15 protein-coding genes are annotated in these 14,946 nt (G+C 72.4%); 11 read left to right on the top strand and 4 right to left on the bottom strand.

Annotated elements, in window-relative coordinates:
• Positions 1-30: 30 nt before the first annotated feature.
• From ABZ193_RS34025 to ABZ193_RS34045, 5 genes are read left to right on the top strand one after another with little or no spacing between them, the layout of a single operon-like run.
• A complete protein-coding gene (locus ABZ193_RS34025; RefSeq protein ID WP_354712761.1) occupies positions 31-1,539 on the top strand; it encodes a FadD3 family acyl-CoA ligase in 1,509 nt (502 codons plus the stop codon).
• Positions 1,540-1,548: 9 nt separating this feature from the next.
• Entirely contained in the window at positions 1,549-2,391 is an 843-nt protein-coding gene (locus tag ABZ193_RS34030; protein ID WP_354712762.1) for an enoyl-CoA hydratase, read from the top strand.
• Positions 2,391-3,521 carry an acyl-CoA dehydrogenase family protein gene (locus ABZ193_RS34035; RefSeq protein ID WP_354712763.1) on the top strand — a complete coding sequence of 377 codons (1,131 nt, stop codon included), beginning with the start codon at positions 2,391-2,393 and terminating at the stop codon, positions 3,519-3,521. Before ABZ193_RS34030 ends, ABZ193_RS34035 begins: the two co-directional genes overlap by 1 nt.
• The gene (locus ABZ193_RS34040; protein ID WP_354712764.1) at positions 3,518-4,456 is read left to right on the top strand and encodes an acyl-CoA dehydrogenase family protein; all 939 of its coding nucleotides are present in this window, start codon (positions 3,518-3,520) and stop codon (positions 4,454-4,456) included. Before ABZ193_RS34035 ends, ABZ193_RS34040 begins: the two co-directional genes overlap by 4 nt.
• An 8-nt stretch (positions 4,457-4,464) precedes the next feature.
• On the top strand, positions 4,465-5,475 hold the full coding sequence (locus tag ABZ193_RS34045; protein ID WP_354712765.1) for an acyl-CoA dehydrogenase family protein: 1,011 nt from the start codon (positions 4,465-4,467) through the stop codon (positions 5,473-5,475).
• Here ABZ193_RS34045 and ABZ193_RS34050 read toward each other — a convergent pair.
• The gene (locus tag ABZ193_RS34050) at positions 5,472-6,290 is read right to left on the bottom strand and encodes an MBL fold metallo-hydrolase (RefSeq protein ID WP_354712766.1); all 819 of its coding nucleotides are present in this window, start codon (positions 6,288-6,290) and stop codon (positions 5,472-5,474) included. The genes ABZ193_RS34045 and ABZ193_RS34050 overlap by 4 nt on opposite strands.
• A gap of 187 nt (positions 6,291-6,477) precedes the next feature.
• On the opposite strand from ABZ193_RS34050, the gene ABZ193_RS34055 reads away from it, so the two are divergent.
• The 3 genes from ABZ193_RS34055 to ABZ193_RS34065 all read left to right on the top strand — a co-directional run bounded on the left by ABZ193_RS34055 (position 6,478) and on the right by ABZ193_RS34065 (position 9,886).
• Complete coding sequence (locus tag ABZ193_RS34055; RefSeq protein WP_020419902.1) at positions 6,478-7,395, top strand: diiron oxygenase; 918 nt, start codon at positions 6,478-6,480, stop codon at positions 7,393-7,395.
• Between the two features lie 2 nt (positions 7,396-7,397).
• Entirely contained in the window at positions 7,398-8,873 is a 1,476-nt protein-coding gene (locus ABZ193_RS34060) for an FAD-dependent oxidoreductase (RefSeq protein WP_354712767.1), read from the top strand.
• A gap of 578 nt (positions 8,874-9,451) precedes the next feature.
• Positions 9,452-9,886 carry a hypothetical protein gene (locus ABZ193_RS34065; RefSeq protein WP_354712768.1) on the top strand — a complete coding sequence of 145 codons (435 nt, stop codon included), beginning with the start codon at positions 9,452-9,454 and terminating at the stop codon, positions 9,884-9,886.
• Here ABZ193_RS34065 and ABZ193_RS34070 read toward each other — a convergent pair.
• A complete protein-coding gene (locus ABZ193_RS34070; protein WP_020423503.1) occupies positions 9,852-10,247 on the bottom strand; it encodes a DUF6010 family protein in 396 nt (131 codons plus the stop codon). The two genes, ABZ193_RS34065 and ABZ193_RS34070, sit on opposite strands and share 35 nt — an antisense overlap.
• 125 nt (positions 10,248-10,372) lie before the next feature.
• Between ABZ193_RS34070 and arsM the strand changes: the two genes are divergently transcribed.
• Positions 10,373-11,095, top strand: a complete 723-nt coding sequence (arsM, locus tag ABZ193_RS34075; protein ID WP_354712769.1) for an arsenite methyltransferase — start codon at positions 10,373-10,375, stop codon at positions 11,093-11,095.
• Here the strand turns inward: arsM and ABZ193_RS34080 are convergent.
• Complete coding sequence (locus ABZ193_RS34080; protein WP_017983372.1) at positions 11,076-11,351, bottom strand: DUF1905 domain-containing protein; 276 nt, start codon at positions 11,349-11,351, stop codon at positions 11,076-11,078. The two genes, arsM and ABZ193_RS34080, sit on opposite strands and share 20 nt — an antisense overlap.
• Before the next feature lie 139 nt (positions 11,352-11,490).
• The gene (locus ABZ193_RS34085; RefSeq protein WP_354712770.1) at positions 11,491-12,318 is read right to left on the bottom strand and encodes a methyltransferase domain-containing protein; all 828 of its coding nucleotides are present in this window, start codon (positions 12,316-12,318) and stop codon (positions 11,491-11,493) included.
• 104 nt (positions 12,319-12,422) lie between these two features.
• Between ABZ193_RS34085 and ABZ193_RS34090 the strand changes: the two genes are divergently transcribed.
• Both ABZ193_RS34090 and ABZ193_RS34095 read left to right on the top strand, forming a co-directional pair.
• The gene (locus tag ABZ193_RS34090) at positions 12,423-13,595 is read left to right on the top strand and encodes an alpha/beta fold hydrolase (RefSeq protein ID WP_020423500.1); all 1,173 of its coding nucleotides are present in this window, start codon (positions 12,423-12,425) and stop codon (positions 13,593-13,595) included.
• Positions 13,596-13,969: 374 nt separating this feature from the next.
• Positions 13,970-14,833: an SAM-dependent methyltransferase gene (locus ABZ193_RS34095; RefSeq protein ID WP_237340065.1), complete on the top strand. Its 864-nt coding sequence runs from the start codon at positions 13,970-13,972 to the stop codon at positions 14,831-14,833.
• The last annotated feature ends 113 nt before the right edge of the window (positions 14,834-14,946 follow it).

Consider the following 14,946-nt stretch of genomic DNA (forward strand, 5'->3'; position numbering starts at 1 on the left):
TTCTAGTTTCTCGGTCCAGGGGAGGGTGCGGTGGGGCAGACCACGATCCCGGCCGTCGTCCGTGACGCCGCGGCGAAGTTCGGCTCGTCCGAGGCGCTGGTCGACGGCGGCGTCCGGCTCGATTTCCGGCAACTCCTGGAACATGTTCAGGCCGTAGCCGGGGCGTTCGCGGCGCGCGGGATCCACCCCGGCGACCGCGTCGCGATCAACCTGCCGAACACGTACCACTGGGTGCTGTCGGCGCTCGGCGCGCTGTACGCGGGCGCGGTCCTGGTGCCGGTCAACACCCGGTTCACCGCCGCCGAGACGGTGGACCTGCTGGTCCGCAGTCGCGCCAAGGCGCTCGTCGTCGCGGCGGACTTCCTCGGCGCCGACCGGCACGCCGCGATCAAGGCGACCGGCGCCGCGCTGCCGGACCTGGGCACCGTCGTCCGCGTCCCGCTCGAACAACCGCATCGCCCCGTCGAGGACACCCTCGGCTGGGACGAGTTCCTCGCCGCTCGCGTGCCCGCGGCCGAGGTCGAGGCGCGCGCGGACGCCGTCCGGCCCGACGACGTCAGCGACATCCTGTTCACCTCCGGCACCACCGGCCGCTCGAAGGGGGTGCTGTCGGCGCACCGGCAGGTGGTCGACGTGGCGGCGGCGTGGGCGGAGTGCGGCCGGGTGACCGCCGACGACCGGTACCTGGTGATCAACCCGTTCTTCCACAGCTTCGGCTACAAGGCCGGGATCGTGGTCGCCCTGCTGACCGGGGCCACGATCGTGCCGCAGGCGGTGTTCGACGTGCGGTCGACCCTGGCGACGATCCGCCGCGAGCGGATCTCCGTGCTGCCCGGCGCGCCGACGATCTTCCAGTCGCTGCTCCAGGAAACGGACCGCGGGGACACCTCGTCGCTGCGCCTCGCGGTCACCGGCGCGGCGACCGTGCCCGCCTCGCTGGTCCGGCGGATGCGGGCCGAGCTGGGGTTCGACACGGTGTTGACCGCGTACGGGCTCACCGAGGCGGTCGTGGTGACGATGTGCCGCCCCGGCGACGACGCGGAGCTGGTCGCGCGCACGTCCGGCCGGGCCACCGCCGGGTTCGAGGTGGCGATCCGCGGTTCCGAGGTCGTCGTCCGCGGGCCCAACGTGATGCTCGGCTACCTCGACGACCCGGAGGCGACCGCGCAGGCGATCGACGAGCAGGGCTGGCTGCACACCGGCGACGTCGGCGAACTCGACGACGCGGGCTACCTGACCCTCACCGGGCGGCTCAAGGACATGTACATCTGCGGCGGGTTCAACGTCTACCCGGCGGAGGTCGAGCACGCCCTGACCGAACTGGACGGCGTGCGCGACGTCGCCGTCGTCGGGGTGCCGGACGAGCGCATGGGCGAGGTCGGCAAGGCGTTCGTCGTCGGCGCCGGGCTGACGGCGGAGCAGGTGATCGGGTTCTGCCGGGAGCGGCTGGCCAACTACAAGGTCCCGCGGCTCGTCGAGTTCGTGGACGAGCTGCCCCGCAACGCTTCCGGCAAGGTGCTGAAGCGGCAGCTGAGGTGAGGAGAACGCATGACCGAGGACGTCGTCCGCTACGAGCGCCGGGGCGCGGTGGCGCTGGTGACGATGAACCGCCCCGAGTACCGCAACGCGCAGAACTCGGCGATGACCTACGCGCTGGACGACGCGTTCACCCGCGCGGTGGACGACGCCGAGGTGAAGGTGATCGTGCTGGCGGGGGAGGGCAAGCACTTCTCGGCGGGACATGACATCGGCACGCCGGGTCGGGATGTGGACCAGAGTTTCGAGCGGCGGGCGGTGGTGTGGTGGGACCACACGACGCGGGAGGGCGGGGATCAGCGGTTCGCCCGGGAGTCCGAGGTGTATCTGGGGATGTGCCGGCGGTGGCGGGAGATCCCGAAACCGATGATCGCTTCGGTGCAGGGTGCGTGCATCGCGGGCGGGCTGATGCTGGCCTGGGTCTGTGACCTCATCGTGGCCTCCGACGACGCGTTCTTCGCCGATCCGGTGGTGCGCATGGGCATTCCGGGGGTGGAGTACTTCGCGCACCCGTGGGTGCTGGGTCCGCGCGCGGCGAAGGAAGTCCTGTTCACCGGGGAGCGGTTCAGCGTGCAGCAGGCCAAGGAGTGGGGCATGGTCAACCGGGTCGTGCCGCACGCCGAACTCGAAGCGCGAACCTTCGAGCTGGCGGAGACGATCGCGCGGATGCCGCAGTTCGGGCTCGCGCTGGCGAAGAAGGCGGTCAACCAGGCCGAGGACCTGATGGGTTTGCGGTCCGGAATGGACTCGGTGTTCGGGCTGCACCACTTCGCCCATGCCCACAACGCCGAAACCTCGACGGATTCGCTGGGTGGGCAGGACGCGCGGTCGATGCGGGACGGGGCGCAGCGCTGATGGACCTCGACATCGATGCCGAGTCGGCGGCATTCCGCGACGAGGTGCGGGAATGGCTGGCGGCACACGTGCCCAGGCTCCCGTCCATGGACACCGCGGAGGGCTTCGCGGCGCACCGCGAGTGGGAGGCGCAGCTGGCAGACGCGCGGTTGTCGGTCGTGTCGTGGCCGCGCGAGTACGGCGGGCGGGACGCGTCGCTGTTGCAGTGGGTGCTGTTCGAGGAGGAGTACTACGCCGCGAGCGCACCCGGGCGCGTCAGCCAGAACGGGATCTTCATGCTGGGCCCGACCCTGTTCGCCCACGGCACGGCCGAGCAGCGGGACCGGATCCTGCCGGCGATGGCGCGGGGTGAGCAGGTGTGGGCGCAGGCCTGGTCCGAACCCGAAGCCGGGTCCGACATCGCCGCATTGCGCAGCAGCGCGGTGCGCACCGAGGGTGGGTGGTTGCTGTCCGGGCAGAAAACCTGGTCCTCCCGCGCGGCCTTCGCCGACCGCGCGTTCGGGCTGTTCCGCACCGACCCCCGCGAGCGGCGGCACCGCGGACTGACCTATTTCATGTTCGACCTGCGCGCCGAGGGCGTGACCGTGCGGCCGATCCCGCAACTGGACGGGGAGCCGGGGTTCGCCGAGATCTTCCTGGACAACGTGTTCGTGCCCGATGCCGACGTGATCGGCGAACCGGGCCAGGGGTGGCGGGTCGCGATGACCACCGCCAACAACGAGCGCGGCCTGTCCCTGCGCAGCCCCGGCCGCTTCCTCGCCGCCGCGGACCGGCTCGTCGGCCTCTGGCGATCGGCCGGGGAACCGGCCGCGCCGCGGGACCGGGTGGCGGACGCGTGGATCGGGGCGCGGGCCTACCAGCTCTACACCTTCGGCACCGTCTCCCGCCTGGGCGAGGGCGGCGAACTCGGGCCGGAATCCAGCGTCAACAAACTGTTCTGGTCCCATCTCGACCTCGACCTGCACGAAACCGCACTCGACGTCCTCGGCCCGCACGCCGAAACCGACCAGACGTGGGTGGACGGCTACCTGTTCTCGCTCGCCGGCCCGATCTACGGCGGCACCGACCAGATCCAGCGCAACACCATCGCCGAACGACTCCTGGGACTGCCGAAGGAGGCCCGCCGATGAGATTCGCGCTGTCGGCCGAACACCGGGACTTCACCACCAGCCTGCACGACTACCTCACCGGCGCCGACACCCCCGCCGCCGCCCGTTCCTGGGCACACGGGCGGCACGAACCCGGCCTCAAACTCCTGCGCGGCCTCGCCGAACTCGGCGTGCCCGCCCTGCTGATCGCCGAAGCCCACGGCGGCCTCGGCGCCGGCCCCGTCGACCTGGTGGTGGCGTTCGAGGCGCTGGGGTACCACGCCGTCCCCGGGCCGCTGGTGGAAACCGCCGCGGTCGCGCCCGCCGTCCCGGCCGCTGAGGCGTGGTGGCCGGCACTGGCGTCGGGGGAGGCGTTGGCCACCGTGGTGGCGCCGCCGCAGGTGCCCCTCGCGCTGGACGCCGACATCGCGGACGTTGTCCTCGCGCTGCGCGACGGCGAAGCGCACGAGATCCGGGCGGCCCGGCCGAAGCCGGTGCACTCGATCGACCCGGCCCGCCGCCTGTTCCGGGTGGACGGTGCGGCGGTGTCCCTGAGCCCGGTCCCGGAACGCGCCTTCGACCTGGGGGTTCTCGCGGTGGCCGCGCAGCTGCTCGGCGCCGGGCAATGGCTGCTGGACGCCTCAGTCGCGTACGCGAAGCAACGCAGCCAGTACGGCAGGCTGATCGGCGAATACCAGGCGATCAAGCACCTGCTCGCCGACGTCGCCACCCACCTCGAACTCACCCGGCCCCTGGTGCACGGCGCCGCCGTCACCGGCAGCCCACAGGACATCTCGGCCGCCAAGGTCAAAGCCGGCGACGCCGCCCACCTCGCCGCCCGCACCGCCCTCCAGGTCCACGGCGCCATCGGCTACACCGCCGAACACGACCTCGGCCTGCGACTGACGAAGGTGCGGGCCCTGGTCGGCGCATGGGGCGACGGCGGGTTCCACCGCGAGCGGGTGCTGGCGCGATGATCGATCCGATGTGGACAGAGGAGGCGCGGGCGCTGCGCGAGTCCGTGCGGGCCCTGCTGACCCGGCGGTCCGGGCCGGAAGCGGTGCGCGCCGCGATGGACTCACCCCTCGGTTACGACGACAAGCTGTGGTCCACGCTGTGCGAGCAGATCGGCGTCGCGGCGCTGGCGATCCCGGAGGAGTACGGGGGCGCGGGCGCCGGGCTGGCCGAGGTGTGCGTGGTGCTGGAGGAGCTGGGCCGCACCCTCACCCCGGCCCCGATGCTCGGCTCGGCGGTGCTGTGCGGGCAGGCCCTGCTGCTGACCGGCAACGACGAGGCGTGCCGTCGGCTGCTGCCCGGCATCGCGGCGGGCAGCAGCCTCGCCGCGCTGGCGTGGTCCGATGAGGACGGACGCTGGTCGCCTGCGTGCGAGTTCCGGGACGGGCGCGTCGGCGGCCGGGCGCACTACGTGCTCGACGGCGACCACGCGGACGTCGTGCTGGTGGTGGCGCGCACCCCGGACGGCCCTGGCCTGTTCGAGGTCGCGCCGGCCGACACCCGCCGGGAGGCCGTGACGACCCTGGACCCGACGCGCCGTCTCGCGGTCGTCACGCTGGCGGACGCCCCCGCGCGACGGCTGGACACCGGCGGGTTCGACACCGAGCGGCTGCGCTGGACCGCGGCCGTGGCGCTGGCCGCCGAGCAGACCGGCGCCGCGGCCAGGGCGCTGGAGCTGACCGTCGAGTACACCAAGCAGCGGCGCCAGTTCGGCAGGCCCATCGGCGGTTTCCAGGCGCTCAAGCACCGGATGGCCGACGTGCACGTCCACGTCGAGGCCGCCCGCTCGGCGCTGTACGGCGCACTGACCGGGGACGACTTCGCGCTCGACGCGGCCACCGCGAAAACCGTGTGCTCGGAAGCACTGCGGCACGCCGCGGCCGAGATGATCCAGCTGCACGGCGGGATCGCGATCACCTGGGAGCACGACGCGCACCTGTACTTCAAGCGCGCCCACGGCAGCTCGCTGCTGTTCGGTTAGGACACCGGGTGCGGCTCCGGCGGCTCGAAGGTCGCCAGCATCTGCTCCAGCGCCGCCTGGTCCGGGCCGACCCACGGGTCCGCGTCCGGGGCCGTGGCGACGCGGTCCAGGAACTCGGCGGTGCGACCGGGCGCCGGGGGCAGGTGGGTGCTCAGGATGACGGCCGGGTCGAAGGTCCGCAGCGGCGCCAGCGTGGCCAGGTAGCGGTCGTGGTCCACGTTGTGCACCCACGGGCTGTCCACCGCGGCCCACAGCAGCTGGCCGGCGTGCAGCGCCTCCGCGGGGGCGTTCGCGACGTCGTCGCACGTGGCGAGTTCCGCGGTCGGCATCGGGGCGCCGAAGCAGTCCGAGCTGACGCACACCCCGCTGCTGTGGTCGAAGAAGCCGACCGTGGCCGGGCTGTCGAACAGCGGCGGCCGGAAGGCGGTCAGCGTGCGGCCGCCCGCGTCGAGGGTCTGGCCGGGGTTGAGCAGGTACACCCGCTCGACCGGCAGCGGGCGCTCGGTCGACATGATGCCCATCGCGAGGTAGGTGGTGATCAGGCGGGCGCGCGGGGCCAGCTCGAGCAGCTCGAACAGGGCGCCGGTGTGGTCGCGGTCCGGGTGGGTGAGCCAGATCCACCGCACGTCGGCGGGGTCGATCACCGCCCCGAGCGCGTCCAGGAAGCCGCGGCCGGGCAGGCTCAGCCCGGTGTCGACGACGACCGGTTCGTCGCCGTGCAGGACGAACGCGTTGACCGGGAGGAAGCCGATGCCGGGCACCTCGAGCTGGTCGCTCAGGACGCTGACGTCGCGCCCGATCCTGTTGATCTCCATGGCATCCGCCCTTCCTCACGTGGTGCCGGAAACGGTAGGCCCGGCAGGCGCCGGTGTGATGGGGCCGAAATACCCGTTTCAGGAAATCGCGGTGCTCGGTCACGGGCGGTCGCCCTCTTGCGCGGCCGCCAATGTGTGTTACCTTGGGTAACAGTAAACCGAGGTAACAGGCAATCGGGAGGGTGCCATGACCAGCGTCGGCGCACACGAGCACTCGGACACTGCGCAGCCTGACCACCGGTCGGTCGCGCAGCGGTTGCTCGACTCGTCCGAGACGTTGTCCTACGACCCCGTCAAGGAGGTCGACTGGGACACCCCGCTGGACACGAGCTACCACGGCGCGAGCCCGGAGTGGAGCACCCTGTACGGGACCGCGTACTGGAACGAGATGACCCCCGAGCAGCAGCGCGAGCTGACCCGCCAGGAGGCGGCGTCGGTGGCGAGCACCGGCATCTGGTTCGAGATGATCCTGCAGCAGATGGTGCTGCGCGACTTCTACGCCAAGGACCCGACCGACCCGGCGTTCCAGTGGGCGCTCACCGAGATCGCCGACGAGTGCCGCCACTCGATCATGTTCGCGCGCGGCGCGGCGAAGCTGCGGGCCCCGGCGTACCGCCCGCGCCGCCTCGCCGTCGAGCTGGGCCGGTTCTTCAAGACGACCGCCCGCGGCGAGGCGGCCTACGCGGCGATCCTGGTCGCCGAAGAGGTCCTCGACGTGATGCAGCGCGACTGGATGCGTGACGAGCGCGTAGTGCCGTTCGTGCGCACCATCAACAACATCCACGTGGTCGAGGAGTCGCGGCACATGAAGTTCGCCCGCGAGGAGACCCGCGAGCGGCTGAAGAAGACCGGGCCCTTGGGCCGCCAGTACAACGCGCTCGTCGTGTCGATCGCCGCGTACTTCATCGTCAGCAGCATGTGGAACCCGAAGGTCTACGCGAACGCCGGGCTCGACACCAAGCGCGCGCTGCGCGAGGCGAAGGCCAACGAGCACCACAAGTCGATGCTGCGGTCGAGCTGCGCCGGGCTGATGGAGTTCCTGGACTCGGCCGGCCTGCTGACCAAGGCCGCGACGGTCTTCTACAAGCGCGCGAACCTCCTCTGACCATGGCCTTCGCGATCACCCAGACCTGCTGCAACGACGCGTCGTGCGTGGCGGTGTGCCCGGTCAACTGCATCCACCCGACGCCGGACGAGCCGGACTTCGGCACCACCGAGATGCTCTACATCGACCCGCGCAGCTGCATCGACTGCGGCGCATGCGCCGACGCCTGCCCGGTCGACGCGATCTTCCCGGTGGACGCGCTGGCCGAGTCGATGCGGCCGTACGCCGGGATCAACGCGGACTTCTACGCCGACCGGGAGCCGGCCGCGGCCGATCCCGCGCCGAACTTCCACGCGTGGGGCCCGCCGGTGTTCAGCCGCACCATCCCGGCCGACTTCCCGGCGCTGGACGTCGCGGTCGTCGGCACCGGGCCGGCCGGCATGTACGCGGTCGAGGACCTGTTGCTGCACACCAGTTCCCGGGTCACGCTGATCGACCGGCTGCCGGTCGCGGGCGGGCTGGTGCGGTACGGGGTCGCGCCGGACCACCCGTCCACCAAGAAGATCGGGGAGACGTTCGCGCGGTACCACCACCACCCGCGGCTGCGGATGCGGCTGGGCGTCGAGGTGGGCCGGGACGTCACGGTGGACGAGCTGGCGCGCCGCCACGACGCGGTGATCTACGCGGTGGGCGCGTCCTCGGCGCGGCGGCTGGGGATCGCGGGCGAGGACCTGGCGGGCAGCGTCGCGGCGACGACGGTTGTGGCCTGGTACAACGGCCACCCGGACGTGCCCGCGGACGCGGTCGACCTCTCGGCGGAACGCCTCGTCGTGGTCGGGACGGGCAATGTGGCGCTGGACGTGGCGCGGATCCTGACGACGGACCCGCGTTCGCTGGAGGGCACTTCGATCGCCCCGGCCGCGTTGGAGCGGCTGAAGTCGAGCCGGGTGCGGGAGGTCGTGCTGCTCGGCAGGCGAGGTCCGGAGGCGGCGGCGTACACCACGCCCGAGCTGCTGGCGCTGACCCAGCACGAGGACATCGACTTGGTCGTCGACGCGCACGACCCGCGCATCACCGAGGCGATCGACACGTCGCCGCGGGCCGCCCTGCTGCGCGACTGCAAGCAGGAGACGGTCGACTGGACGGCGCCGCCCCAGCCCGGCAAGCGGCGGATCGTGCTGCGGTTCCACTCCGCGCCGGAGGAGATCCTCGGTGCCTCGCGGGTGCGGGGAATCCGGGTGTCGGGGGACGTCGAGATCCCCGCGGGCGGAGTGGTGCGCGCCGTCGGCTACCGCGGCGCGCCGCTGCCTGGACTGCCGTTCGACGAGGACAACGGCACGATCCCGAACGACGGCGGCCGCGTGGCGCCGGGGACGTACGTGGTGGGCTGGATCAAGCGAGGGCCGTCCGGCGGGATCGGGGCCAACCGGGCGTGCGCCGAGGAGACGGTCGGCCGCCTGCTGGAGGACGCGCTCGCGGGACGGTTGCGAACACGGCGCAAGCCGGGGCTGGTGGAGCGTTTGACGCGCCGAAGCTGAGCGGTTCCCGGCTCGCCCCTCGGTGCGTAGCGCACGGCGGGGGCGGCCGCAAGCCCATGCTGCGGCTGCCCCCGCACCCCGCGGCGGCCGAGCTGGTGCCGCCGTGCCGTTGCTGTGCTGCCGCGCGCCGTCCCGCCGGATTTGCTGCGTCGCCGCGCCGCGTCCGGGTGGGTGCCGCCTGGGAGTGCTGTTTCCGGATACTCGGTGCGCCTGAGGGGGCTCACCGCACGGTGGTGCCGTCGCACGGTGGTGCCGCCCCCGCCGCGCCGTGGTGCCGCCGCGCTGGCGCCGCCGGCAACCCGGCATCGCGCCGCGGGCCGCTGCCGTGCCGCTGCCCCGCTGCCGTGCCGCTGCCGCGCCGCCGCCTGCCGTTGCGCCGGATTTGCTGCGCTACCACGCCGCCGCCCCGCCCCGCCCCGCCGCGGCGCTGCCGCGGGCCTATCCCCCTGTGTTCTGCGAATGCTCGCCGCAAGGCCGCGCGGCGCCCGACCCACCGCCCCTGACCGCTTCCTGCCAACACCCACCCGCCCTGCAACCCCACCACCTACCGTCGAATCCCCAGCCAGAGGGAGGTAGCGGTGGCAGCGAAACCGTACGGCGCGAGCAGGGTCTCGACCGTCTTCGCGGTCGTGTTCGGCTTCGGCGCGGGCTTTCTGTGCCTGCTGCGGTTCGCCGCGGCGGTGGTGCTCCTCCCCGCGGCGGACAACCCGATCCCCCTGGCGCTCATGGCCCTCCTGTACGGCGCGGGCATGACCCTGTCGCTCGCCGGCGCCGGGCTGCTGCTCGCCCGCAGCCCGGCGTCCATCACCTGCCTGACGCTGGGCTGCGTCGTCTCGTTCGTCATCGTGCTCACCGAACTCGTGCTGCATTCCTTGCCCCGCAACGCGAGCGTCCCGCTCGGCTCGTACGGGGCATGGCTCTTCGGCTGCGCGTTGATGGCGCTCGTGCAGATCCGTCGGAAGGACACGAAGCACCGGGTCAGGACCGCACCAGCCGGTTCCGGAGCACGCTGAGCACCGGGCGGCCCCCGGCGAAGCACCAGATCGCGATCACCGGGTCGCAGATCGCGCACCCGAGCGACGAGTGCTCCGCGAACGGCACGATCGGCTCCCCGCGCAGGTGGTGCACCACGTCCCACGCGGTGTGCATCAGCCAGGCGATGCCGATGAACGTCCACGACTCCAGGCCGCGGTATGCGACGTAGGTGGCGGCCGCGGTGAAGGCGAACTCCCAGATCCCCAGCCCGCCCCCGCTCAGGTAGGCGGCGCCGGCGCCGGCGACGAACACCGCGTTGAACCGGCGGCGGTGCGCCTCAGGGATGAAGGAGTTGACTACGACGTAGGCGGCGCCGATGAGCAGTGCGATGACGATCATGGCACCCGAAACTAGGTCCCCGCGCCCCCGCGCAGTAGTGGCTGGAGTGCCACGTTCCGACGGATTCTCGCCAGCCCTGATTCGACAACCTTCTAATTTGACAGGCATCGAGGTAGCGTGACGGCATGCGCGAGGACGTGCGGGAACAGGTTCGGGAGCACTACGCCGCGGCAGCGCTTTCGGTGACCGGCGGATGCTGCGGCGAATCGTGCGGCTGCGGGTACGACGACGCCGACCGGGCCGCGCTTCCGGCGGACGCGGTCCGCGCGAGCCTCGGCTGCGGCAACCCCCTCGCCGTGGCCGACCTCCATGCCGGCGAGACGGTGCTGGACCTGGGGTCCGGCGGCGGGATCGACGTGCTGCTGTCCGCCCGCCGGGTCGGGCCGTCCGGCCGGGTGATCGGGCTCGACATGACCGACGAGATGCTCGCGCTGGCCACCGCCAACGCGGAGCGTGCCGGCGCGGCCAACGTCGAGTTCCGGAAGGGGCACATCGAGTCCGTCCCGCTGCCCGCGGACAGCGTCGACGTCGTCATCTCCAACTGCGTGGTCAACCTGTCCGTCGACAAACCCGCGGTGTTCGCGGAGGTGTTCCGCGTGCTGCGGCCCGGCGGGCGGATCGGCATCAGCGACGTCGTCGCCGAGGACCACCTGACGCCCGCCGAGCGCGCCCAACGCGGCTCCTACACGGGATGCATCGCCGGAGCGCTCACCTTCGCCGAGTACCGGGCCGGCCTCGCCGCGGCCGGCTTCACCGGCATCGAGGTGACGCCTAGCCACCCGGTCGCCGACGGCATGCACTCGGCGATCGTGCGGGCCGTCAAACCGGTCAGCCGAGCCGCTCGGTGAGGCGGATCCGCACGGTGTCGCCGGCGTCCTTGCCGATCGCGCGGCGCACGTCGGCCTTCACCGGCAGCTTGTGCGTGCCGTCGCCCAGCGCCATGAACGAGCTGCGGAACGGGTGGCCGTCGATGGTGCCGCGGATCTTCACCAGCCCGCGCGTGCCGAAGTACTCGGCGGACCCGGGCATCACGACGTAGGTCCAGCCGCCCTTCGCCTCGCTCTTCAGCAGGGTCGCCTCGAACTCCTTGTCCAGTGCCGGCATGACGTCCTCCTCGGTTGCGGTGCCATTGTCACCCGGAACGTCGAGGCACCTCGCCCGCTTCTCGACACGTGCCGGCCGCCAGGGGTGCCGGGTGCTGCCCCCAGCACCCGGCACCCCCGGCGGCCGTCGCCCTGGGCGGTCAGCGTCCCGCGACCCGCGCCCAGGCCCCGACCAGCGTCGGCGGCCGGAAGGTCGCCCCGCTGTTCACGTGGTCCTCGAAGAAGCGCTGCCCGAGCGTGTCGATGCCGACCTCCTCCGGCGTGGCCAGCCCGGTGCGCGTCAGCACGGGCAGCAGGGTTCGGATGATGCCCGCCGCCATCCGGCTGCCGGTCGGGTCGCCCGGCGGGCGGTACGCCTGCAGCCCCAGCACCGTCGCGCCGCTCAGGCCCGCGTCCGCGAACACCGCGCCCAGCCGCGCGCCGAGGCTCGGGTCGAGGCCGGACCGGGCGAACGCCGCCATGATCCAGTGCGTCACCCGCTCGCTCAGCGGCGTGAGCGGCAGCAGCCCGGCAACGCTCATCTCATACTCCATCGACACCACGACCCCGCCCGGCCGCACGTACCCGGCGAACTTCCGCAGCACCGCGGCCGGATCCGGCGTGTACAGCAGCACCAGCCGCCCGACCACGGCGTCCACCTGGCCGGTCAGCCGCATCTCGTGCAGGTCGTCGTGCACGAACGAGACGTTGCGCAGCCCCTGCGCCTCGCACCGGCTCGCCGCCCAGCGCAGCGCCTTCGACGACTGGTCGATGCCGACCACGGACCCGGACGGCCCGACCACCCTGGACAGCTCGAAGGCCACGTCCCCCGCGCCGGTCCCCAGGTCCAGCACGCGCATGCCGGGCTCGATGCCGGCCAGCGCCAGGATCGCCCTGGTCGCGGGCGCCAGCGCGGCGGCCTGCTCCTCCAGGCGGCGCAGCTCGTCGGGCTCGTTGCCGAGCAGGTACGGGGTCTCGGTGGTGGTCATGGCGTCCTCCTGCCGGATGTGTCCGGTTCAGGGTGACCCGTCAGGGGGTCTGGTGACTTGGCGGAATCGTGGGGATGATGTGGAGATTCCGTGGCGAGGGGGCCGTGGTGTACGAGTTCGAGGACTGCGAGGTCGACCCCCAGCGGTTCGAGCTGCGCCGCCGCGGGGAGCCGGTCCACGTCGAGCCGCAGGTGTTCGCCCTGCTGACGCACCTGATCCGGCACCGCGACCGCGTCGTCGGCAAGACTGAGCTGCTCGACTCCGTGTGGGGCTACCGGCACGTCAGCGAGTCCGCCCTCACCAGCCGGGTCAAGGCGCTGCGCCGCGCGATCGGCGACAGCGGCGAGCGGCAGCGCATCGTCGCGACCGTGCACGGCGTCGGCTACCGCTTCGTCGCCGACGTCCGGGAGAACGGCGGCGTCCCGCCGCGCACCCGCGCCCCGCAGCAGATCCGCTACTGCCGCTCGCCGGACGGCGTCCGCGTGGCCTACGCCGTGTCCGGGTGCGGGCCGCCGCTGGTCAAAGCGGCCAACTGGCTGACCCACCTCGACCTGGAGTGGACGAGCCCGATCTGGGCGCACTGGCTCGACGGCCTCGCCCGGCGGCACACCCTGGTGCGCTACGACGAGCGCGGCTGCGGCCTGTCCGACTGGGACATCGGCGAGTTCCGGTTCGACGACTGGGTCGACGACCTGGAGCTGGTCGTCGACGGGGTGGGGCTGGACCGGTTCCCGCTGCTGGGCATCTCGCAGGGCGGCGCGGTCGCGATCGCCTACGCCGTGCGGCACCCGGAGCGCGTGTCCCGGCTCGTGCTCGCCGGCGCCTACAGCCGCGGCCGGTTCGCCCGCGCCGCCACCCCGGAGGAGAAGGAGGAGGCCGAACTCGACCTCGTCCTCGGCCGGATCGGCTGGCGGCACGACGACCCGACGTTCCGCCAGGTGTTCGCGAGCCAGTTCCTCCCGGACGCGAGCCGGGAGCTGTGGGACGCCTTCAACGACCTGCAGCGCGCCACCACCTCCAACGACAACGTGGTGCGCTTCCTGGACGTCTTCGCCCACATCGACGTGTCCGCGATCGCGCCGTCCGTGCGCTGCCCGACGCTGATCCTGCACTCGCGCGGCGACCTGCGGGTGCCGAAGGCGCAGGCGCAGGAGCTGGCCGCGCTGATCCCCGACAGCAGGCTGTGCTTCCTGGACAGCCGCAATCACATCCTCACCGAGCACGAGCCCGCGTGGCCGGAATTCCTCGACGAACTGGACGCCTTCCTCGGCAGCTGACAACGCGGTGCCGGTGTCCGCCAAATGGTCCACGCTCGCCGGGCACGTACGCGCAACCCGGTCCACGGGCAACCTTCTGTCCAAATTAGACGGACTGTCTGCGCTCGCGCGGGTCTCCTGGAAAGCGCTTTCCAGATGAGTCGGGGGGCCGCTGACGGCCCCGCCGCGCCCTGCTCGCGGTGGAGTGCGCCGGGCGCAGCGCCTGCCGGGAGACGGCGCAGTGGGGCCACCTGAACGGGGGAGTCCCGCGGCGGGCGCGACCTGCGGAATCGGCACGCATCGGTTGGGATGGGCGGTTCCCCGCCGGGCCTTCGCGGCGACCGCTAGTATTCGCGCTATCCCCGTTGATCTCCGCAGGCGGAAAGCAGGCAGGAATGGCGAAGTCCCGGTTCGAGCAGTTCCCGATGGAAGGCGTCGACCTGGACCACCCGAACGTGGCCCGGGTGTACGACTACTACCTCGGTGGCAAGGCCAACTACGCGGTCGACCGCGTGTTCGCGGAGAAGGCGCTGGAGCGGTTCCCGTTCGTGCGCCCCGCGGCGAAGTCGAACCGGCTGTTCCTGCACCGGGCCGTGCGGTACCTGGTCAAGCAGGGCGTCCGGCAGTTCATCGACATCGGTTCGGGCGTGCCCACGATGGGCAGCACGCACCAGGTCGCCGACGAGCTGGACACCACCACGCGCGTGGTCTACATCGACAACGAGCCGGTGGCCGTCGCGCATTCGCAGATGCTGCTGGAGAAGGAGGGCGACCTCGAGCGGCACGCGGTGATCCAGGCCGACCTGCGCGACCCGGACCTGCTGTGGAACAAGATCGCCGACAAGGGCGTCATCGACTTCTCGCAGCCGGTCGCGCTGATGCTGATCGCGGTCCTGCACGTCACCCAGCCCGGCCCGGACGGCACGGACATCGGCCCGGCCGCGGTGGCGCGCTACCGGGAGCTGCTCGCGCCCGGCTCGTACCTGGTGCTGTCGCACGGCACGGCCGACGGGGTGCCGGAGAGCCGCGCCAAGGAGATGGCCGAGTTCGGCAAGATGTACGACGCCACGGCGACGCCGGTGATCTGGCGGCCGCGCCGGGAGATCGAAGCGCTGTTCGGCGACCTGGAGATGGTGGAGCCCGGCGCGACCTGGACGCCGCTCTGGCACCCGGAGGAGAACGGCGAAAACGCGCCCCAGATCGAGTTCGACGAGCCCAACGACTCGGTGGTGTGGGCCGGGGTCGGCCGGAAGGTCTGACGCTCCGCGCGCCTGCCGCGCCGCCTGCTCGGCTCGCGCTGCCTGCTCGGCTGGCGCTGCCCGAGGCGCCCGCCTCGCCCGAGCCGCCGGCCTCGCTCGCGCCGCTCGCGCCG

This window comes from Amycolatopsis sp. NPDC006125 (genome assembly GCF_040614195.1).
Classification (GTDB): Bacteria; Actinomycetota; Actinomycetes; order Mycobacteriales; family Pseudonocardiaceae; genus Amycolatopsis_E; species Amycolatopsis_E tucumanensis.